The 19,332-nt window shown below is 60.2% G+C and carries 19 protein-coding genes; 12 read left to right on the top strand and 7 right to left on the bottom strand.

What is annotated here, in order from left to right; translation table 11 throughout:
* Positions 1 to 309: 309 nt before the first annotated feature.
* Positions 310 to 2,331, bottom strand: a complete 2,022-nt coding sequence (locus tag C6Y62_RS12230; protein WP_173954142.1) for a pentapeptide repeat-containing protein — start codon at positions 2,329 to 2,331, stop codon at positions 310 to 312.
* A gap of 326 nt (positions 2,332 to 2,657) precedes the next feature.
* On the opposite strand from C6Y62_RS12230, the gene C6Y62_RS12225 reads away from it, so the two are divergent.
* Positions 2,658 to 3,116 (top strand): YkgJ family cysteine cluster protein, encoded by a 459-nt coding sequence (locus C6Y62_RS12225; RefSeq protein ID WP_083509569.1) that lies wholly within the window; start codon positions 2,658 to 2,660, stop codon positions 3,114 to 3,116.
* Positions 3,117 to 3,161: 45 nt separating this feature from the next.
* Here C6Y62_RS12225 and C6Y62_RS12220 read toward each other — a convergent pair whose 3' ends face one another.
* Positions 3,162 to 4,439, bottom strand: coding sequence for an FAD-dependent oxidoreductase (locus C6Y62_RS12220; protein ID WP_246274656.1), 1,278 nt, complete (start codon positions 4,437 to 4,439; stop codon positions 3,162 to 3,164).
* A 153-nt stretch (positions 4,440 to 4,592) separates the two neighbouring features.
* Here C6Y62_RS12220 and C6Y62_RS12215 point away from each other — a divergent pair, with 153 nt between their 5' ends.
* Entirely contained in the window at positions 4,593 to 5,243 is a 651-nt protein-coding gene (locus tag C6Y62_RS12215; RefSeq protein ID WP_173954141.1) for a pyridoxamine 5'-phosphate oxidase family protein, read from the top strand.
* Between the two features lie 78 nt (positions 5,244 to 5,321).
* On the opposite strand, the gene C6Y62_RS12210 is transcribed toward C6Y62_RS12215, so the two are convergent.
* Complete coding sequence (locus tag C6Y62_RS12210) at positions 5,322 to 5,840, bottom strand: DUF6790 family protein (protein ID WP_173954140.1); 519 nt, start codon at positions 5,838 to 5,840, stop codon at positions 5,322 to 5,324.
* A 178-nt stretch (positions 5,841 to 6,018) separates the two neighbouring features.
* Here C6Y62_RS12210 and C6Y62_RS12205 point away from each other — a divergent pair, with 178 nt between their 5' ends.
* From C6Y62_RS12205 to C6Y62_RS16650, 5 genes are all read left to right on the top strand, one after another.
* The gene (locus C6Y62_RS12205; protein WP_173954139.1) at positions 6,019 to 6,318 is read left to right on the top strand and encodes a DUF1289 domain-containing protein; all 300 of its coding nucleotides are present in this window, start codon (positions 6,019 to 6,021) and stop codon (positions 6,316 to 6,318) included.
* 176 nt (positions 6,319 to 6,494) lie between these two features.
* Positions 6,495 to 9,605 carry an excinuclease ABC subunit UvrA gene (uvrA, locus tag C6Y62_RS12200; protein WP_173954138.1) on the top strand — a complete coding sequence of 1,037 codons (3,111 nt, stop codon included), beginning with the start codon at positions 6,495 to 6,497 and terminating at the stop codon, positions 9,603 to 9,605.
* Between the two features lie 451 nt (positions 9,606 to 10,056).
* Complete coding sequence (locus C6Y62_RS12195; RefSeq protein WP_173954137.1) at positions 10,057 to 10,521, top strand: nuclear transport factor 2 family protein; 465 nt, start codon at positions 10,057 to 10,059, stop codon at positions 10,519 to 10,521.
* Between the two features lie 204 nt (positions 10,522 to 10,725).
* Positions 10,726 to 11,277 (top strand): TIGR00645 family protein, encoded by a 552-nt coding sequence (locus C6Y62_RS12190; protein WP_068461087.1) that lies wholly within the window; start codon positions 10,726 to 10,728, stop codon positions 11,275 to 11,277.
* A 257-nt stretch (positions 11,278 to 11,534) separates the two neighbouring features.
* Positions 11,535 to 11,663: a hypothetical protein gene (locus C6Y62_RS16650; RefSeq protein ID WP_276510020.1), complete on the top strand. Its 129-nt coding sequence runs from the start codon at positions 11,535 to 11,537 to the stop codon at positions 11,661 to 11,663.
* A 182-nt stretch (positions 11,664 to 11,845) separates the two neighbouring features.
* Here C6Y62_RS16650 and C6Y62_RS12185 read toward each other — a convergent pair whose 3' ends face one another.
* Positions 11,846 to 12,271 carry a hypothetical protein gene (locus tag C6Y62_RS12185; RefSeq protein ID WP_173954136.1) on the bottom strand — a complete coding sequence of 142 codons (426 nt, stop codon included), beginning with the start codon at positions 12,269 to 12,271 and terminating at the stop codon, positions 11,846 to 11,848.
* 222 nt (positions 12,272 to 12,493) lie between these two features.
* Between C6Y62_RS12185 and C6Y62_RS12180 the strand changes: the two genes are divergently transcribed.
* Positions 12,494 to 13,618 (top strand): hypothetical protein, encoded by a 1,125-nt coding sequence (locus C6Y62_RS12180; protein WP_173954135.1) that lies wholly within the window; start codon positions 12,494 to 12,496, stop codon positions 13,616 to 13,618.
* A gap of 130 nt (positions 13,619 to 13,748) precedes the next feature.
* Here C6Y62_RS12180 and C6Y62_RS12175 read toward each other — a convergent pair whose 3' ends face one another.
* The 3 genes from C6Y62_RS12175 to C6Y62_RS12165 form a co-directional block, all read right to left on the bottom strand.
* The gene (locus tag C6Y62_RS12175; RefSeq protein ID WP_246274654.1) at positions 13,749 to 14,453 is read right to left on the bottom strand and encodes a L,D-transpeptidase; all 705 of its coding nucleotides are present in this window, start codon (positions 14,451 to 14,453) and stop codon (positions 13,749 to 13,751) included.
* Positions 14,454 to 14,716: 263 nt separating this feature from the next.
* A complete protein-coding gene (locus C6Y62_RS12170) occupies positions 14,717 to 15,187 on the bottom strand; it encodes a MaoC family dehydratase (RefSeq protein WP_173954133.1) in 471 nt (156 codons plus the stop codon).
* Between the two features lie 54 nt (positions 15,188 to 15,241).
* Positions 15,242 to 15,544, bottom strand: coding sequence for a hypothetical protein (locus tag C6Y62_RS12165; protein ID WP_068461079.1), 303 nt, complete (start codon positions 15,542 to 15,544; stop codon positions 15,242 to 15,244).
* A gap of 290 nt (positions 15,545 to 15,834) precedes the next feature.
* Here C6Y62_RS12165 and C6Y62_RS12160 point away from each other — a divergent pair, with 290 nt between their 5' ends.
* From C6Y62_RS12160 to C6Y62_RS12145, 4 genes are all read left to right on the top strand, one after another.
* Positions 15,835 to 17,100 (top strand): tlde1 domain-containing protein, encoded by a 1,266-nt coding sequence (locus C6Y62_RS12160; RefSeq protein WP_083509594.1) that lies wholly within the window; start codon positions 15,835 to 15,837, stop codon positions 17,098 to 17,100.
* A 282-nt stretch (positions 17,101 to 17,382) separates the two neighbouring features.
* Complete coding sequence (locus C6Y62_RS12155) at positions 17,383 to 17,640, top strand: hypothetical protein (RefSeq protein WP_198491406.1); 258 nt, start codon at positions 17,383 to 17,385, stop codon at positions 17,638 to 17,640.
* A 371-nt stretch (positions 17,641 to 18,011) separates the two neighbouring features.
* Positions 18,012 to 18,680: an outer membrane protein gene (locus C6Y62_RS12150; RefSeq protein ID WP_068461073.1), complete on the top strand. Its 669-nt coding sequence runs from the start codon at positions 18,012 to 18,014 to the stop codon at positions 18,678 to 18,680.
* Between the two features lie 272 nt (positions 18,681 to 18,952).
* The gene (locus C6Y62_RS12145; protein WP_068461070.1) at positions 18,953 to 19,258 is read left to right on the top strand and encodes a hypothetical protein; all 306 of its coding nucleotides are present in this window, start codon (positions 18,953 to 18,955) and stop codon (positions 19,256 to 19,258) included.
* Positions 19,259 to 19,332 lie beyond the last annotated feature (74 nt).

The following is a 19,332-nucleotide window of genomic DNA, read 5'->3' as shown; positions in this document are numbered from 1 at the left end:
GGCGCATGAGCCCGGAGGCCGCAATTTGCTTACCGCTGTCAACAGAACCCGCAATGGCGGGCCCCGGATCCAGACTGAGTCTCACTGCCAACCTAACCACACCAAACCCGCACCGCACGGCGCCGGTTGCAGTTGTCCACGGTAACGTGCGCGCATCCGCGTCTGGGCCAGACCACGTTGCGGCTCGACGGGTGCGATCGGACGGGCGGCGTTGCCTACCGCAGATAGCATGGTCCTAAGGCTGCATGTTCTCAATACGTTCCAGACTAAACCCACGTCACCGATCTGGCAAGAGTTGCATCAACCTATTCAATTCCGTGCGTTTTCGGCAGCAACCGACAGCACCTTCATTGCCCCCGGCGCGGCGTGGGCCGAAGCCGGGCAGCTGTTGCCACGCAGGCGGTCATACACAAGCACCGCATCCCCCCGGAACTGAGGCGATGCCGCCCGGCGCGCGATGCCCGACGCCACGGCGCCGTCGCTCCAGCGCGTGCTGCACATGAGCTTGAGCAGATAGGCGGTGAGGTCTTCGCGGTAAGTGAGGGCTGGCGGCACCGGCGTCGCGCCAACCCAGCTCTGCCACCGCTGATGATCGACTGTGCCGCTCCAGGCCCCACTGCCACCGCTGATCTGAGCCCAGAGCTCCTTGGCACGCACGCCGGCATCGGACCCTGAAATCGCCTGCAAACCTGCCTTCAGCGCCGCCAGATCGGCATCACTGGGCGCGCGCACCACGAGCTCGGAAAGATCCGTCAGCCCGGTGCCATCCCAGAGCGGCGTCGACGACATCCAGACCTGCGTGCCACGCAGATCGCCACCGGTGATGCGCATATCGGCCATATCGGCGCCGATGAGCTTCGCCCGCATGAGGCTGGCCGCCTCAAGGTTTGCGTCACGCAGCATCGCGCCTTCAAGCTGGGCGAAATTCAAGATCACGCCCTGCATCGACGCGCTGGAAAAATCCGCCAGCTGCAACCGCGCGCCGGTGAGATCCGCGCCTTGCAGAGATGCATTGAGGAAGTTGGCGCCCTGCGCCTGCACGCCACCCGTAAGCTCAGCCTTGTCGAGCTGCGCGTTGACCAGACTGGCGCCGCTCAGCACCGCGTTGCCGAGGTCAGCTCCTTCAAGCTCGGCGTCGTTCAGCCTGGCGGCCGACAGATCGATGCCCCAAAGCCGTGCGCCCTTCAGCCGGGCGCGGCTGAGATCGACCCCGCGCGCGGAAACACAGCGCGCCACATCGCGACTATCGCTCAGCATCAGCGCATCGGGTTCTGCACAACCGAGCGATGCGTTCTCAAGGTTGGCGCCGATCAGACTGGCACCATCAAGCCGCGCGCCGGTCAGATCCACACCGGCAAGATCGGTACGGTCCAGCTTGGCATGGCGCAGATCGCGGCCGCGCAGCCGCAGCGTCTTGCCGCCCTCGCCGCCCAGCAACTCGGAATCGGTCACCACAAGATTGCGGTGAAACATGCCGAGGATCGCATCGTCGCCTACCAGTGCCGGTATCGTCAAACCGCTGTGTTGCAGCTTGCCATCGCCGGGCAGCGCCGCCCACGCTGTCAACTTGCGGCCGATCGTGTCCAGCCGCTCGCCCGGTACCGTTGCCGCGAAATATGACAGATAAAGCACCGTGCCCAGCACCACGGCCGTCGCCACAACACTGAGGGGGTGCGTGATCGTCGAACGCCAGAACGCCTGAAAGAACGACGTTTCGGCACGCATCAGAAACACGCCGATCAGCAGCACGGCGACGATATCGAGCGTCAGGAAGATGCGGGTGATCCAGGTTGTCGCGACGTCGTGGTAGGGCAGAAACGCCACCTGCATATAGAGCAGCAGCACCAGCGGCAGGATGATGATGGTGAGCCACGACATGATGTTGAGGAAGCCGCTCATCAGCGCCGACCGGTGCGGCCCGGCGATGCTTTGCACGAAAAAGAAATTATGCAGCTCCAGCCGCAGCGGGTGGGTACGCTTGCCGGAAATCTCCAGGAGGCTGATCGCGCGGTCGAATTCCAGCGCCTTGCGGGCCAGCAGCACCAGCTGAGCCAGAATGCCGATGTGGAACAGCACCAGCACCACGGGGGCGAACTGAAAGAACTGTTTGAGCTGGATGTTGACCTGAAGGATCGGCAGCTGCACCGGCGTTTCAGTCAGCAGCGCTTCATGCGTCACACCGGCGACGGCAATCATGAGGTAGGTCATGATGGCCAGGAATATCAGCCAGCCGGTGTGGGAGGTGTCGCTGGAATTGTTGACGGCCTCTAGCAGGCTATAGGGATTTACAGGCGTATCCGCATCTGCAGAACGCTCAGCCGCATCCGCCATCTTCAAACCCCACTCAAAATACTGATTTCGATGTCACCGCAGCCGAGCCTCTCAGCAGCACCAACATCGCAAATCGCAAAAACACTCAATCACCCTGTCACCCGACACGACCACTGCCGAATGATACAAAGAGCCGAATGTCACAAAGAAGCGCGTAACCGCATAGTCCGCATGATCGGGCGCGCATCGAGTACCGGCCTCCGGCAACCGAAGCGCATGCGAACTACGCAAACCTTATGGGAAAAAGTGTGACATCCGCCGCAGAGCATGCCCCCACCTGTGGCCAAAGCCCTTATGCCTCTTGCTCTTTCCCCACGGCGCGTTGCATGAGTCAAGAAGGACAAGGCGTTATCAGACTGCTGCTGACGCTGTATCGGCCCGATGGTGGCCGAATCACCGCAGGAGAACACCGCGCTGTGAGCACCCAATACAATTGTCAGAAGTGTCCCGGCTACTGCTGCTCCTATCCGCTGATCCCGTTGGAGAAGCGTGACGTTGAGCGCCTCGCCCGTCACTACGACATGAGCTTCGACGACGCCCGGGAAGCGTTCACGAAGGAAGCGCATGGTCGCAAGTACGCCATGCGCCGCAAGAAAGATGACATCTACGGTCGCATCTGCCGCTTCTTCGACACCGACAAGCGCAGCTGCACGGTCTATGAAGCCCGCCCTGGCGTTTGCCGCTCGTTCCCCGGCGAAGGGCGCTGCGGCTACTATGACTTCCTGAAGTTCGAGCGCCGCGCGCAGGACGACGAAGAGTTCGTTGCGCTCACGAACCACGGCTAAAGTGCTTCCGGAAAAGTGGGAACCGGTTTTCCGGCAAGCCCGGCATCACTGACTGCGGGCTGTCCCTTCCCGGACAGCCCTAGCCGGCGACTGAATATGCTCCGGCCGGATGCCAACACCTACGATCCGCGCCGGTATGCGTTGCAGCCATGGCGTGCGATCAATCAGGCGCATCAGGCGCGGAACGCTCAGTGGTTGCGCCGCCCCCAACACCGGCTGAATGATGCGATTTTGCGCCAGCACCTGCAGCCGCTGCGTCACCCGTGTCGGGAACATGCGTCGGCGCTGAACCTTGGCCAGTTCGTAGGTTTTCAGCGTGCCGTCGGCCAGCGGACGCCACAGGATATTTGCCGCCGCCACCGCATCCTGAATGGCCAGGTTGATACCTACGCCGCCCATCGGCGACATCGCGTGCGCGGCGTCGCCGATGCACAACAGCCCTGGCCGGAACCATGTGGTGAGGCGATCGATCCGCACGCTCAGCAGTTTCACGTCGTCCCAGTTACGCAGCTCATCAACGCGGTCGGCCAGAAACGGCAAATTGTCAGCTACGATTTTGCGGAATGCTTCGATGCCGCCATCACGGATGGCGTCGGAAGCACCCTTCGGGATCACGTAAGCAATCTGGTAATAGTCGCCCCGATCGATCACCGCGAAGAAGCTGCCAGCGTTGAAGCGGCCGGAGGTCTGCGGCTCATCCGGCCGTCGCGACAGGCGCAGCCAGAAAACGTCTATCGGTGCGCCGATATCCTGCACCTCGAAGCCCGCCTGCCGCCGCACCACCGAATGGCGGCCATCGCAGCCGACGGTCAGTGTCGCGCGGACGGTCAGCGGCCCATCGGGCGTCACCGCCTTGATCCCCACGATGCGCCCGTCGTCTTCGATGAGGTCTGTCGCCTCCGCCTGCATGATGAGGCGGAAATTCGGATAGGCCGCCGCCTTCGACGCCAGGAAGTTCAAAAAATCCCATTGCGGCATGAAGGCGATGAAACCATAGCGCGGGCCCAGAAAGCTGAAGTCCGCAAACCTTATAGGTGTCTCGCCGATCTGCGCCCCAAGCTTGGCAAGCTGGCTGTGCGGCAGCCGCAATAGCTCGTCGAGCAGACCAAGTTCATCCATCAGCCGCAGCGTCGAGGGGTGGATGGTGTCGCCGCGGAAATCGCGCAGGAAGTCGGCGTGCTTCTCCAGCACTGTCACATCGACACCGGCTCGCGCCAGTAGAAACCCGAGCATCATGCCCGCCGGCCCGCCGCCGACGATGCAGCAGGTCGTTGAAATCTCCTGCGCCGATACTAGCTGCTGGCCCATACTCTGCGTTTCCATCGGTCTCGCTCCTCAGACTGAATAACGCATGCCGGAGAAAAGCTGCCGGGCGGTTACGGCGCGCACCGCATAAGGGCGCGATTGTGCATCCGGTTGCAACCCGTTCGTGCGCTGCGTAATACTTCAGCAAAAAAATCATTGGGAGGACGCATCTTGAGCCAACTCTATGGCCCGTCGCACAGGCGACTGCACGATCAATTCGGAACCGGCCGGCTTGCAAACAGACTGGAAGATCTGTCCCACGCAGAGTTTGACGATGCTGACCGCGAGTTTATCACCAACGCGCCGATGTTCTTTCTGAGTACCGTCGATACGCTTGGACGCCCGACCGTATCCTATAAGGGCGGCGCGCCGGGCTTTGTGCGCATAACCGGCTCCAGTGAACTGCTGTTCCCATCCTACGACGGCAACGGCATGTTCCTTTCGGTCGGCAACATCGCAGCCACCGCCAACATCGGCATGCTGTTCATCGATTTCGAGAACCCGCGCCGTTTGCGGCTGCAGGGCGTCGCGCGGATAGCTGAGATTGATGCGCAGAGCGCCGATTATCCCGGAGCGCAGCTGCTAATCTCCGTTCAAATCGAGCGGATCTTCGTCAACTGCGGACGCTACATCCATCGCACCCGCGAGCGGTTGTCGGCGCATGTGCCCGACGAGAACGGTCTGCAACCATTCCCGATCTGGAAGCGGCTGGATCTGATGGAGGGCGCGCTGTCCGATGCCGATCAGCAGAAAGCCGATGCGGCGGGCGGCATCGTTCCAATCACGTGCTATCGCGGCGAGGATGAGCCACCGGCGCTTTAGACCGTGATCGCTTCGGACGCCTAGCAGGCCGAAGCGTGAATCATACGCCTCAAGCAGCTTGCAGCATCGCTTTGGATCTTACCGGTCCGAAGCGACGCTGCGTTGGTCGGTGGCGCGCTTGAACCACAGCAGCGCGAAGCCGATGACCGGCAGGAAAATATCCGAATAGAGCATGATCCCGGCATTGCCCGGCGCCATATTGCCGGTGGCTATGATCGACTTCACATGCTCCGCCGCTGCGCCCCACTGGAACATCGCCGGACCCAGAATGGCGGCCAGCCGCACCATGCAGTTGCCCTTGAACGCCAGCAGGCCAACGGCAGCGAAGCCTAGACTTGCATACCCCACCTCGGCCTGAAACGGACTGTCCGCCCAGCCGATGTAAACCGGCGCCAGATAGCCGAAGAAGACGTGGAACACGAAGTTGTAGAAGTAGGCGATCGCGATCGTGAACAGGATAAAATAGGCAAGCAGCTCTTCCGCCAGCGTGGCCCGCGTGATCCCTTTGCAAATGGCGACGATCAGGCCGGTAATGAGACCCAGCACCAGAAACGTCAGCGTAAAATTGGATAGCGCAAAGTGGATCAGATCGGCCATGAACAGGTGCCCCGCTTGGTTCAGGGTACATTAGTGAGGGCCGGCTAAAGTCCTATGAATGACCTTCAAGCGAATGGCCTTCAGGCGCGGGCGCACCGGCTGAGAATTTAACATACCGCGCGACACTGCCAGCCCTGCCATTCCCATCCGGGCACCCCATGCCTATCTGTCTTGCCGCATGAAGATCCCCTCCCCCTGCATCAGCGTCTGCAAGTTCAAGAACGGCGGGTATTGCGTCGGCTGCGGCATGACTAAAAAGCAGAAGAGAAAGTTCAAGCGTCTTGAGGGCAGGAAGAAGCTGCGCTTTATCGAGGCGCTGCGCATCCAGCAGCAGGAGGTGGGGCTGAAGGCCAACTGGGACCGGGCTTACCGGCGCCGCTGCCGGAAAAAGGGCGTCGACTGCCCCCTGGACCGCGCCGAAGCGGCAGCCAGCCCGGAATTGCCGCCCCCAAACCCTGTGCCTGCTCCGGCCCAGTAACTTTGAGCAGCCCCGGAATGTGGGCTTATGCGCGCGCCGGCAGGCCCGATCCGCTTGTGGGCTTTCGCGCCTTGCGTCGACCCACTATCTATGGCCCATCTTGTAGCCATCCGCCGAGCGCCAAGCCGCGCCGGGCGGTGTTCTGCTGCCTCCTTGGCCCCGGATAGAAGTTCTCCATGGCAAAAGCCCCCAAGACGCCCATCGCGGCCCCTTCGCTGATGAAGACCATCCACGTTCGGGGTGCGCGCGAGCACAACCTGAAGAACGTCGATCTGGAAATCCCGCGCGACGCGCTGGTGGTGTTCACGGGGCTATCGGGCTCGGGCAAGTCGTCGCTTGCGTTCGACACCATCTATGCCGAGGGCCAGCGCCGCTACGTTGAGAGCCTTTCGGCCTACGCGCGCCAGTTTCTGGAGATGATGCAGAAGCCGGATGTGGACCACATCGACGGCCTGTCGCCCGCCATCTCCATCGAGCAGAAAACGACGTCTAAGAACCCACGTTCGACCGTTGGCACCGTCACCGAGATCTATGACTACCTGCGCCTGCTGTTCGCGCGCGTCGGCGTGCCCTATTCGCCGGCAACCGGCCTGCCGATCGAAAGCCAGACCGTGTCGCAGATGGTTGATCGCGTGCTGGCGATGCCGGAGGGCACGCGCCTTTACCTGATGGCGCCCATCGCGCGCGGCCGCAAAGGTGAGTTCAAGAAAGAACTCGCCGAACTGCAAAAGAAGGGCTTCCAGCGCGTCAAGATCGACGGCACGTTTTATGAGATCGACGAAGCACCCAAGCTAGACAAGAAGTTCAAGCACGACATCGATGTCGTGATCGATCGCCTCGTTGTGCGCGCGGACATCGCCAAGCGTTTGGCGGATAGCTTCGAAACGGCGCTGAACATTTCCGACGAACAGATCGCGTTCGCCGAGTTTGCCGATAAGCCACTCTATGGTGCCGCGCGCGACACGCCTGCGGCGCGCCGGCCGCGCGCGGACGATGACGACACCATGCCCGGCGGCCGGCTCCCCGGAGGGGAGTCGCCGGGCAAACTAAAGAATAAAAACGAGACGCATGAGCGCGTGACGTTCTCGGCGCGTTTTGCGTGTCCGGTTTCCGGCTTCACCATCGATGAGATTGAGCCGCGGCTGTTCTCGTTCAACGCACCTGCCGGCGCTTGCCCGACCTGCGATGGTCTCGGCACGGAACTGCAGTTCGAGCCCGATCTGGTCGTTCCCAACTCTGATCTGTCGCTATCGCAGGGCGCAATCGTGCCGTGGGCTAAAACGGGTTCGTCGTCGCCTTACTACGAGCAGACGCTGGAAAGCCTTGCCGCGCACTTCGATGTCTCTATGGACACGCCCTGGAACAAGCTGCCCAAACACGTGCAGCTTGCGATGTTCTATGGCACCGGCGACGACGACGTGACCTTCACCTATTTTGACGGCACACGGAATTACAACACCGTGAAGCCGTTCGAAGGCATAATCCGGAACATCGAGCGGCGCTGGCGTGAAACCGAAAGCGACTGGGTGCGCGAGGAACTGGAGCGTTATCAGGGCTCACACCCGTGCGAAACATGCGGCGGTTATCGCCTGAAGCCGCAGGCGCTTGCCATCAAGATCGATGAAAAGCACATCGGCGAAGTTACCGATATGTCGATCAAGACGGCAAACGACTGGTTTGCTGAACTGCCGAAGAAACTCACCAAGCAGCAGACCGAAATCGCAACGCGTGTCCTGAAGGAGATCCGCGAGCGGCTGCAGTTCCTCAACGATGTGGGGCTTGAGTATCTCACCCTGTCGCGCTCGTCGGGCACGCTGTCCGGTGGCGAAAGTCAGCGCATCCGTCTTGCCTCGCAGATCGGCTCAGGTCTTACGGGCGTGCTGTACGTGCTGGACGAGCCGTCGATCGGCCTGCACCAGCGCGACAACGACCGGCTGCTCGCCACGCTGAAGCATCTGCGCGACATCGGCAACACCGTGATCGTTGTCGAGCATGACGAAGATGCGATCCATACGGCCGATTATGTCGTCGACATCGGTCCCGGCGCAGGCGTCCACGGCGGGCGCATCGTATCGCAAGGCACACCCGCTGAGATCATGGCCGATCCGGAAAGCCTCACCGGCCAGTATCTTTCCGGCGTGCGCATGGTGCCGCTGCCCAAGAAGCGCCGCGCGCCGCAGAAGGGCAAGGCGCTGCGCATCATCGATGCCAGTGAAAACAATCTGAAGGACGTCAGTGTCGACATCCCGCTCGGCCTGCTGACCTGCGTCACCGGCGTTTCCGGATCGGGCAAGTCGTCGCTGATCATCGACACGCTTTACGCCGCCGCCGCGCGCAAGCTGAACAACGCGCGCATTCAGGCTGGCGCGCACAAGCGCATTGAGGGGCTGGATCAGCTCGACAAGGTCATCGATATCGATCAGTCGCCTATCGGCCGCACGCCGCGCTCCAACCCGGCCACATACACGGGCGCATTCACCCCAATCCGCGACTGGTTCGCCGGGCTGCCGGAAGCCAAGGCACGCGGCTATGGCCCGGGACGCTTCTCGTTCAACGTCAAGGGCGGCCGCTGCGAAGCCTGCCAGGGCGACGGCGTCATCAAGATCGAGATGCACTTCCTGCCGGATGTCTACGTCACCTGCGACGTCTGCAAGGGCAAGCGCTACAATCGCGAGACGCTGGAGATCACCTATCGCGAGAAGTCGATCGCCGACGTACTCGACATGACGGTGGAAGAAGGCGCGAAGTTCTTCTCAGCCGTACCGCCCATTCGCGACAAGATGGAAACGCTGGCGCGCGTCGGGCTTGGCTACATCAAGATCGGCCAGCAGGCGACGACGCTGTCAGGCGGCGAAGCGCAGCGCATCAAGCTGTCGAAGGAGCTGTCGCGCCGCGCGACCGGACGCACGCTTTATATTCTCGACGAGCCAACGACGGGGCTGCATTTCCACGACGTCGCCAAGCTGCTTGAAGTGCTGCACGAGTTGGCCGATGCGGGCAACACCGTGGTCGTCATCGAGCACAATCTTGAGGTCATTAAAACCGCCGACTGGGTGATCGACATGGGCCCGCAAGGTGGCGATGGCGGCGGTATGGTGGTGGCTGAAGGCACGCCGGAAGATATTATCGCGACCAAAGGCAGTTTCACCGGCCAATATCTGAAGACGGTGATGGCGCGCAAACCTGCACCCGCAAATGCCCGCGGCACTCAACCGGCCGCCGATGCGCACGCCAATGACGAAACCCCAGGTGCCAAAAAAAAAGCGAAACGACACGCAGCGGAGTAGAGCCACATACCTGCTACGACATGCTCGCTCTGTACGGCCACAGTGCGCTTAGACAAGCGCCAAAGCCAAAACAATCGCAGAGCCGATTGTCCGCATAAATATATTCTGTGTCCGCTCTAATTGTCGCAATTCTATCATCTAACGTGCGGAGCGATACGCATGCGATGTTTGCAAAATTCGCACATCACCAACATTGGGAAACGTTCTAATTCTTCCCCGATCCAAATCAGAAAAACGCCGCGGCTTCTCGCGATTTTCCGGCGTCGCACTGCATTGTCCCTTTATGCTCTGGAGCAAAGCCGTCGCGGTAAATGATTGTCGTTTAATATTCTTGCCTGAGCGACGGCATCCGAGTTACCTGTTACCTCATCGTCAGGTTGCACCTTAGAAACAATATCGATTGGTGCGACGCGTGATGAATCCGCCTGATCTACGCATTGGATTTGCTGCCGTGTCATTCGAGGAAGACTGCTCCATCGCAGAACATGCCATACGCGCCTGGGCTGCAGGAGATGTTCAACGCGTCCTCAGCGTGATGCATCCGGACATCATATTTCTGGTCAACGTCGACGGCATTCAGGTTCCATGGGCAGCCAGTAGTTATGGCCGCGAAGACGTAGAGTTTCGCATCACTCTCGTGCTGACGACCTTCTGGATCGAACGCTTCGCTCTCAAACGGATCGTGTCCGGGCCAGAATTCAGCACCGCGTCGGTGCACGGCATTTATCGTCACAAAAACACCGGTGAAGTGCTGGACGTGATGCTGCGCTTCAACTTCTGGACGGCAAACAATCAGCTGACCCGAATTGAAGAGTTTGTAGATGGCCGCTATCTCGAAGCCTACGATCGCTTTGTGCGCCACATTCAGATGCTGGCGAACAGCGATCAGGATAACGGCGTAGCTCCATTCAACTAATTGTGAACGCAGTCGCGCGCCTTGCTCAGCAATTGAATTGCAGCAAGTGCCGCCCGACAATTAAAGCCCAGCCCTTTCAATAGCCCCCGACATTTGCCGCGTGACGGTTTAGCCGCCGCGCGTTGTCTCATTCCGTGCTGTCTGTTTCCTGTGATAAGCGGGCCGTTACCTAGCATCCAAACACAACGGACAGGCGCAACCCATATGGCTCGCGACGCGACCCCGTCACCCACCTCCCTACTCGCATCCCTGATCTTCGGCTCACGTTGGCTCCAGGTTCCACTGTACCTGGGCCTGATCATCGCCCAGGCGGTCTATGTGTTCCTGTTCCTCAAGGAGCTGGCGCATCTGGTTCTGCACGCGACATCGTTCGGCGAGCAGCAGATCATGCTGATCGTGCTGGGCCTGATCGACGTCGTGATGATCTCCAACCTGCTCGTTATGGTGATCGTCGGCGGCTATGAGACATTCGTCTCGCGCCTGAAACTGGATGGGCACCCCGATCAGCCCGAATGGCTCGACCATGTGAATGCCAGCGTCCTGAAGATCAAGCTGGCGATGGCCATCATCGGCATCTCGTCGATCCATCTTCTCAAGACATTCATCGAAGCTGGCAATCTGGGATCGGATGGCGCCAAGCTCACTGAAGCTGGCGTGATGTGGCAGACCATCATCCACATCGTGTTCATCCTGTCGGCGGTCGGCATCGCCTACGTCGACCGGCTCGGACGCGAACTCCCTGCCGAACAGCACTGATCGACCAAGTCGCTCCGGGGTGCAAAACAGCCCGGGGCGGCCGATTATCGGCCTGTGCTGACAGCCATGCAGCCCCATGAAGCGGTTCGTTAACGGGCAACAGCAGCAAAACCGCCCGTTTCAGGGCCGGCGGCAATTATGGGGCTGACAACCGGCCCGGCGGGAGGCTATGAGGCTGGCGGGAAATCCGCGCCCGATGGCGCTTCTGACTAACCCGTTCAACCTATTGGCCCGTTCAAACCTATTTGGAGAGACCCATGCCCACGATGTCGGATTCGCGCCGCAAGCAGATCCAGGCCCGCCAGCGCAAGGCGGAGAACGCCAAGAAGCGTGAAGCCAAGATCGCCAAGAAAGAGCGCAACCAGGCGGAAGCCGCTGCGAACTAAGCCATGGGTGGCTTGATCCACCTATGCCCAAGCTACACAAACGGCGGCGCTCTCAAAGGAGCGCCGCCGTTGTCGTATTGGCTACAGGAACCGGAAGCTTGTCCGCAGACGGCCCGGTTCATGATGACCGGTTCAAGTTGTCTTCCGCAACGCCCGCATCGGTGCGCGAGCGACGTGATCCGTTACTGAACCGTGGCGTTCTTATCGACCTTGGGAAGATCCTTTGCTTCCTCCTCGGTCAGCTTGATCACCACGCGCTCGTCAGTCGCGCTGCCGATCTGGTTTGCGCCCAGCTTGACGCGCGTCTCGCCCAATCCCAGGAAGCCGCCGATATCGGCATAAACATCTTCACCGTTCACGAGCGCCACCTCGCCAAGTCGCTTGCCGTCAATTGAGAACAGCGGGCGTCCAACCCAGTCGACAGTCGGCATCACAGCGGCATCGGCTGCGCCGCGATTGACATCGACATCGAGTTCAACGCCACCGCTCGGTGCTTGCACGTTCACACCCGGCGTATTCACCTTCACGTCCGCCAGCTTCATTTCTGCCAACGCGCCAGTTGCAGTACCCGCAATAAGGATGGCGGCGAAAGTTGTGCGGCTGATCATGATCGTCCTCCGTTGTGTTACGGAGGCAAAAACGCAGCTCGTCCGTGTGCGTTCCGCAATTCGTTTAACTTTTTTAACGCGGCGCGGTGCCGCACAAGCACAGATCTCAATACCATCACTGCGCTGAATTTCACCGCAAACGCTGGCCGATCACTTGCAGATGACAATATCTTAAGGAAGCGGCGGCTGGAAAATTTTACGCAACTCGCGTAACCAGACAGCATGAAACCGGCATCAATTTCCGCAGCGCTCTTCCTTGCGCTTACCGCTTCGGCGTCCGGGCATTTCCCTGGCGCTGGCAGCTTCTCACCCGTTTCCTCCGCACACGCACAACGCCTTCCGGCCAAGCTCACACGTGAGCAAGCCGAAGCTGTTGCGGCCTATGATGCGGCATTGGCAGAATTCAAACGGGTGCTGGCCGAACGTCGAAGCCAGATCGACGGCAACGCGAAACTTGCAAGCAGACCGGGACAGGATGTGTATCTGGCGCGCGTCAAAGTGATGAGCACCTATAAGGATCTCACCGACGCGATACCGGAGCGCATCGGACCGCCCAATCGCTTCGACGTGCCGCCGGCCTATTTCGACAAGGAGATCGAGCCGCTGATTGAGGAGTACGCTGCACTCTTCAAGAACATGCAGGCGCCACCGAAGTTCGCACAGGCCTCAAACACTCCGTTCAAGGATGTGTACGACATCGGCCGCGCTATCGGTCTGGCCAAAGGCCTCGACAAGAAGACAGCCGACGCCGCGGGGCGCATCAGCCTTGGTATCTTCTTCGCCGAAACCAACGGCAATCAGAACATCGGCAATGGCCGATCCAAGACTTACAAGGGCAGCCTGCAAACCGGCCCGAAGGAAAATACCAACGGCAAGCGCAAGTGGAACGGCCTGAAGGAGCGGATCGCGAAAGTTGCCCCTGACGTCGCCAAGCGTGACGCAAAGGAGGCTGCGCGCGCACGCGGCATCGACGAGCGTTACAATCACTGGGTCGCCGTGCGTAACGGGCTGATGAACGCGCATGCCGATCTGTTCGCGCAGCTTCCCGAGATCACCAGGGTGCTGCCCGACGAAATAGATCAGATGAAGTTTTTCCAGCTCATCCAGATCGTGCCGACTCCCACACGGGCCGCACTCAACTCCGGCGACTTCATGAACTACCGCATCACCAGTCCGCGCGTGATGGGCTATCTGCGCAACAACTCGATGTTTGCATTCGGCAAGAAGGAGCGCGCCAAGACCTCTGCCACCTACCGCGAAATCCTCGACGCGATGTGGCTGTTCGAGAGCAAGTTCAAGAAGGCGCAGGCAAAGTATTCAGAGCTGAAGTCCGGGCAGGAAAGCTGAACGGCAGCGCACACAGCGTCGGCGGTTAAACGCATCGCCAACAGTTTCCGGATGCAAAAACGGGCGCCCCTCAAGGGCGCCCGTTTGTTGTTTCAATCGCAAGCCAGCGACACGCTCGGCCCGCTGTGCCTCAGTTCGCCCAGCTTTCGATAGCCTGACGGGGCAGCTCGTTGCTCTGCATGTTGCGCAGACGCGGACCGCCAAGTGAGCGACTGCCACGACGCGTCGCGACCGGTGACTGCGAGATCTCTTCCGACCGGAAGCGTTCCCACGTTACCGTCACGCGGGTGCCACGGGGTACGCGCGGATAGAGATCCAGCACGTCTTTGTTGTACATGCGGATGCAGCCCTTGGATGCCGCTGTGCCGATGGTCCAGGGCGCGTCGGTGCCGTGGATGCGATAGAAGCTCGAACCGAGATAGAGAGCTCGCACGCCCAGCGGGTTCATCGGATGGCCGCCCGGCACCCAGCTTGGCAGACGCGGATTTTCCTTCAGCATCGAAGGTGTAGGCCGCCAGGCCGGATTTTCGCGCTTCTCGGTGACCGTGGTCACGCCCTGCCAGCGATCTTCCTCACGCGGCGTTGCCACGGGATAACTGATGGCCTTGCCGCGCTCGTGGATGAAATACAGGTTGCGGTCAGTGAAGCTGACGATGATCTGTCCGGGCGTATACTTCTCGTCAAACGAGACCACGCGCCGTCCACTACCGTCCGTCTTGCGCTCGCCGTCCCAATCCCAAAGCAACTGCGCCGTCGCCGGCTGAATTGCGCCGAACAGTCCGGCCCATACAGTTGCCAAACCCCACAGCAAAGCTGGCACTGCAAACGTCCGCATCATTGAATCGCCCTGAATGAAAACCCTTGTGGTTAGCCTGCCGCAATACTGTGGCAGGACAAGGGTCATCTGATCTTCATCCCCAACGAAGCGGGCCGGCCATTTTTCCGCAAGAGCGAAGCAGCTTCGCGGGTGCAACCGGCAAGCCGGTGTCACAATCGCGACACATTTATTCCGCTACCGTCGATAAGTCGCGCGGTGGCAGGCGCTACGTAACGCCATGTCAAACCCGATTTTTTTGCTTTTTACGCAGCGTGGCCAGATTACACGGCGGGTCCGGACACACCTTCCGGCCTGCGTGGCACCACCAACCGGGAAACCATGATTTGCACGGTCTCGCCGCGCTGATTTTTGGTTTCCGACCGCACCGTCACCATGCCCCGATGCGGCTTCGTGCGTGACGGCTTGATTTCCACAATCTCGCTGGTCACGTGCAGTACGTCGCCGGGTCGGGTCGCCAGCGGCCAGGTAATGTCGCCGCCGCCGCCAATGACGCCGCCCGCGATCGGCGCGCCACCCTCAACCAGCAGCCGCATCGTGACCGAGGCCGTATGCCATCCGCTGGCGGCCAGGCCGCCGAACAGCGAATCCCTGGCCGCGGTTTCGTCGAGATGGAAAGGTTGCGGATCAAATTCAGCCGCGAAGCGCTTGATGGCTTCGGCCGTCATCTCATGGCTTCCGCTTTCAAAGCGCTGCCCGACGGCGAAATCCTCAAGATAAAGCTTCGCGACCATTTTTTTTTTACCGGATGCGTAACCGGCTCCTTCTTGCCTGAAATCCGGTGCGGATCAGGTCGGAAGAACCGAGCGGAGCTGGTCTTCAAACTGCTTGATAGCGGTGAGCGCACGCTCCTTCACAGCCTGGGCGCGCGGGCTGGAATCGCTGGCTGCAAAGCCTTCAATCGCGCCCTGGGCGTTGTTGACAATGCGCGTGGCCGAATTCCACGGATTGAGCTCGCGCAGCGTCATGGCCTGCAGAAGCTGAGTAAGAATAACGCCGGTAGCCAGCACCATACCGTTGAGTTCGGCATTCTCTTGCGTCAGGCGCTCGATGGCAGCGTTGATGTCTTCTTTGTTGGTGTCTTGCGACATGGATGTCTCCGAGCGAGTGAGGATTTCAGGATCGCCTATAGCACGGCAAGGTAAATGAACGACCTTTATGGGCTGTCGTGCGTTTGCGACCAATAGCGCCTCCATGCGACAGCGGAGCGGGCGTCGCCGCCATGCGCCTGACAAACATCAGCGGTTTTTTGCCCCAACTTGCTTGCTGCAATCCGACAACCCGCCAAATACCTGAACGATAGGGGCAAAACCGGTGCCATGGTATTGCCCCGACTCTCGGAGTACGAAATTGTCTGCGGTCGTGAATCGGGGTGGACTGCGTGCAGAAAACAACAGCACAACTTGGCTTTAGAGCATGGGGCTTTGCCGCCGCGCTGCTCGTGCTGACGGCTGTGCCTGCTGCCGCGCAGATACCGGATTTTTCCGGCTCTATCAGCACAAGCGGCGCCAACCTGACGCCCGAGCCGCCGCCACCTTCAGCTGCTGCTTCCCAACTCGCCGATATTTTCAGCCAGGTGGGCGACGAAATCTATGAGGAGTGCATCTTTGAGTTGTCTCCGGAACAACTTGAAGTGCAGCACCAGCTAATCAGCGCCTACATCGAGCAGGGCGCGCCCAGTGCGCTGGCCCGTCAGCTCGCCGTCAAGCAGATCACCCCGCCGCAGCTGACATCCAGATGCCAGCAGATCAGATCCCTGCCGCGCGGCACGATTGACGAGGACGGCACGATCGTAGAGGCCTCGCTGCCCGCCGATCCTGCGCCGGAAGCTGCGCCGTGGGACACAACTTTGAAGGTGGAGGTGAAACCGCCGCCTGCCAAGTCAAAGGTGGCCGGACAGGACACCAAGGCAGGAAAGCAGAACGGATCACGCGCAGAAACGCCCGCTTCCGAAACCGTGCTCGCGGCGCTCAAAGATCGCAAGATGCTGCCGATGTGGGACTGCTCGTCGAACGTCGACTACGTCACCATCAGCCTGAACGGGTTCCGGCGCAAACTCTCGGGCGGCGAAATCTGCAAGCCTTTCCAGGACGTCGTGCGCGAAGTGCCGACATCGGCGGGCAGCTTCAAACTTGGCTATACGATCCGCACCGGCCGCCTTTTCGTGATCTCCGACAACGCCGCCATCGACGGCCGCACCATCACCTGGGCGCTTTCCGGCCGCGATGTCTGCCGCAACAACCCCGACCCGGAATGTCTGGCTGCCAGGGCAGTCGGGCCGCTGCCGCCCGGCGAATACTCATTCGCGTCTGACAAAGCGCGCCGCATCAACTGGGGGCCTAAAACCAAGCGCAACGTCGCCGGCATCTGGCTGCGCAAACTCTGGAACCAGGACCAGTACACGCCGCAGCAGAAGAAGGCCATTCTAGCTCGCGGCAACATTGCCATCCATGTGCGGCTCAAGGGCGAGATGTCTGAAGCGTGCATCGGCATGGAGCCGAAGGGCTGGGCCTATGTTGCGTCACTGATCAAGGATGGACGCGCCACCGGCGTGAACGTCTACATCGATGAACCGCACACCCAGGTGGCCGAAGCGCCGCCTGTTATCGAAGGATCGTCGTTCTCGCTCACGTCGCTGTTCAAGTGATAACGCCGCGAGTTGCTGTGGCATCCGAGCCATGCCGCGACCATCCGCCAGCCGCGCCTACCCCGTAGGGTAGCTACCATCGCCGACCAGACTTGACCTAGGTTTAGCAGCGGCATCCTGATGCATGCCCACCCGCAAAATATTGATGCATTGTAGCGTCTTAATACCTGCCGAGAAGCGTCCCCAACGAGGGTTGGCAGCTTTGTATCGCCCGGACAGCCGGATGCAGACAATCGGGTCATCACACTTCAACAGGCATTAGTGTTCGCCGGTTAGTTGGAAGTGAGCCCCCAGAGCGTGCCGATGACAGACTTGCTCGAAACATCAGACAGCCGAAAAGCAGGCCCCTCCGCAAGCGACAAGCTCGCGCGCATTGGCAAATCCGTTCCGCCCAGCACCGCCGTGACGGTGGGCACGATTGTGATCTTCGCCATCGCCGTCGCGATTATTTCCGCTTTTGGCGTCAAGCGCAGTGATCCGCGCGCCCCGGCCTCGCACCCGAGCCAAGTCATCAATCCGGCCAACAACAACGCCGGTTGAAGCTGGGTCCTGCGCCCGTTCGGCTGCCGCCGATCTCTGCATCGAGCCCGCGCGGAAAATCGATTTAATCCTTCAGATCAAAGGCCTTTCTGCACTGCCGCCGCTCTGCCATGGAGCAGCGCTGACGTACTGGCATGCGCTGCAGCCGCCAGCACTGTGACGCTTAGAACAGTGACAAGCGCCTTTTTGCAGAAGCGCAAAACCGCGCCAATTCGAGCCAAAGTTATTCATCTGCTGTGAAAAAAGCCGGTGCCTGTGTGCACAACCGCGGCCCGGTAACATTCGAGCCCCGCTCCGCCATGTTAGCCCTGCGTCTCGTTGCGTAGCCCGCGTATGAGGGGAACAAAAATTGAGCGAGGGAGTACGTGGCTTTGAAGAAGTTTTATCTTGCCGCCGCTGCAATGGCGGCCATCGTTACCGCGTCGCCGTCTGAGGCGCAGGTACGCAATCCATGGAACGGTATGTATGTCGGTCTGCACGGTGGCTATGGCTGGCAGGATCTGAAAGGCACTTTCAATAACGCGGCAAGCCTCTCGGCGCTCGATCTCAACGGCGGCATCATCGGTGGTCAGATTGGCTACAACTGGCAGAGCGACCAGTTCCTTCTGGGCCTCGAATTAGACGCATCCACGCTCGCGAACGGCGGCAGCACCGTTGCATTTCCTGCGCTTGGCACAACGCTTTCCGGCGACATGTCCCACGTGGCCAGCGTCCGCGCGCGCCTTGGCTGGGCCATCAACAACTGGCTTCTGTTTGGCACCATCGGTTGGGGCTACGGTGAATACAAGTTCACGCAGAACGTGCCTGCTCTCGCCTTCCAGGACACCGTGCGCATGCACGACAACGGCCTGACGTATGGCGGCGGCATTGAGTGGATGCCATTCTACGGCGTTTCTCTGCGCGCTGAATATCTGCGCTATGACATCGGCGCGACGCGGCACATTCCGTCAGCGTTCCCAGGCGTGCTGCCCGGCGATCGCGTTGGCTTTGACAACATCGATGTTGCCCGCGCCGCGATCAACATCAAGCTGAGCAACTAAGTCTGACGACGGATGAGGCGCGGCGAACGGCACCACTCAATGCCGTTCCCGCCCCCCTTCCGGCGACCATTTGTTTACTGAAACAATCGGCTCCGCGCTGGATCTGCCCGACCTTTGCAGGCGCAATCTAACTATCGAAAACGCAATAAAAACAGCGATTAGCGCGAAGCATTTGCCACCTTCCGGCCAATAAAATTACGCATTATTCATGCCCAATCTGCTGTTGTGGTGTGATAGCTTTGGCGCACCATCGCAAAAGGGCGACAAACAAAATGATCAAAAACGCATCTCTGGCAGCGATCGCCCTGGCGGTCATTGTTTCTGTTCCCGCAGCTTCCGTCCAGGCCGCCGATTACAAGTGCGCCGACGCAAAAATCAATACGGCTCTCAATGATGCCGACATCTCCATTTCCAAGCGCGAAAACGTGATCGCGGAAATGAAGAAGGAAATTAAAGACACCGGCGGCTCGACCCCGCAGCACGACAAGGCCATCACGCACTTCGAGGAGAAGCTCTCCAAGGTGAAGGAAAAGCGCGAGGCGCTGATGAAGGAATGCAAGGGCGAGGCTGCACCCTGATCTGAAGTCGGCCTGTATATTCAAAGGCGCTGCTCGGCTCCTCCAGCAGCGCCTTTTCTGTTTTTTGGAACGCG

The organism is Hyphomicrobium sulfonivorans, assembly GCF_013306565.1.
GTDB classification, from domain to species: domain Bacteria; phylum Pseudomonadota; class Alphaproteobacteria; order Rhizobiales; family Hyphomicrobiaceae; genus Hyphomicrobium_A; species Hyphomicrobium_A sulfonivorans.
The sequence above is the reverse complement of the archived record's forward strand: the minus strand, read 5'-3'. Positions and strand labels throughout refer to the sequence as shown.

Excerpts from the sequence above, each read along its gene's own strand:
- C6Y62_RS12230 (WP_173954142.1), bottom strand. The coding sequence starts at position 2,331 with ATGGCGGATGCGGCTGAGCGTTCTGCAGATGCGGATACGCCTGTAAAT.
- C6Y62_RS12225 (WP_083509569.1), top strand. The coding sequence starts at position 2,658 with ATGAGTCAAGAAGGACAAGGCGTTATCAGACTGCTGCTGACGCTGTAT.
- C6Y62_RS12220 (WP_246274656.1), bottom strand. The coding sequence starts at position 4,439 with ATGGAAACGCAGAGTATGGGCCAGCAGCTAGTATCGGCGCAGGAGATT.
- C6Y62_RS12210 (WP_173954140.1), bottom strand. The coding sequence starts at position 5,840 with ATGGCCGATCTGATCCACTTTGCGCTATCCAATTTTACGCTGACGTTT.
- C6Y62_RS12205 (WP_173954139.1), top strand. The coding sequence starts at position 6,019 with ATGAAGATCCCCTCCCCCTGCATCAGCGTCTGCAAGTTCAAGAACGGC.
- uvrA (WP_173954138.1), top strand. The coding sequence starts at position 6,495 with ATGGCAAAAGCCCCCAAGACGCCCATCGCGGCCCCTTCGCTGATGAAG.
- C6Y62_RS12190 (WP_068461087.1), top strand. The coding sequence starts at position 10,726 with ATGGCTCGCGACGCGACCCCGTCACCCACCTCCCTACTCGCATCCCTG.
- C6Y62_RS16650 (WP_276510020.1), top strand. The coding sequence starts at position 11,535 with ATGCCCACGATGTCGGATTCGCGCCGCAAGCAGATCCAGGCCCGCCAG.
- C6Y62_RS12185 (WP_173954136.1), bottom strand. The coding sequence starts at position 12,271 with ATGATCAGCCGCACAACTTTCGCCGCCATCCTTATTGCGGGTACTGCA.
- C6Y62_RS12180 (WP_173954135.1), top strand. The coding sequence starts at position 12,494 with ATGAAACCGGCATCAATTTCCGCAGCGCTCTTCCTTGCGCTTACCGCT.
- C6Y62_RS12175 (WP_246274654.1), bottom strand. The coding sequence starts at position 14,453 with ATGCGGACGTTTGCAGTGCCAGCTTTGCTGTGGGGTTTGGCAACTGTA.
- C6Y62_RS12170 (WP_173954133.1), bottom strand. The coding sequence starts at position 15,187 with ATGGTCGCGAAGCTTTATCTTGAGGATTTCGCCGTCGGGCAGCGCTTT.
- C6Y62_RS12165 (WP_068461079.1), bottom strand. The coding sequence starts at position 15,544 with ATGTCGCAAGACACCAACAAAGAAGACATCAACGCTGCCATCGAGCGC.
- C6Y62_RS12145 (WP_068461070.1), top strand. The coding sequence starts at position 18,953 with ATGATCAAAAACGCATCTCTGGCAGCGATCGCCCTGGCGGTCATTGTT.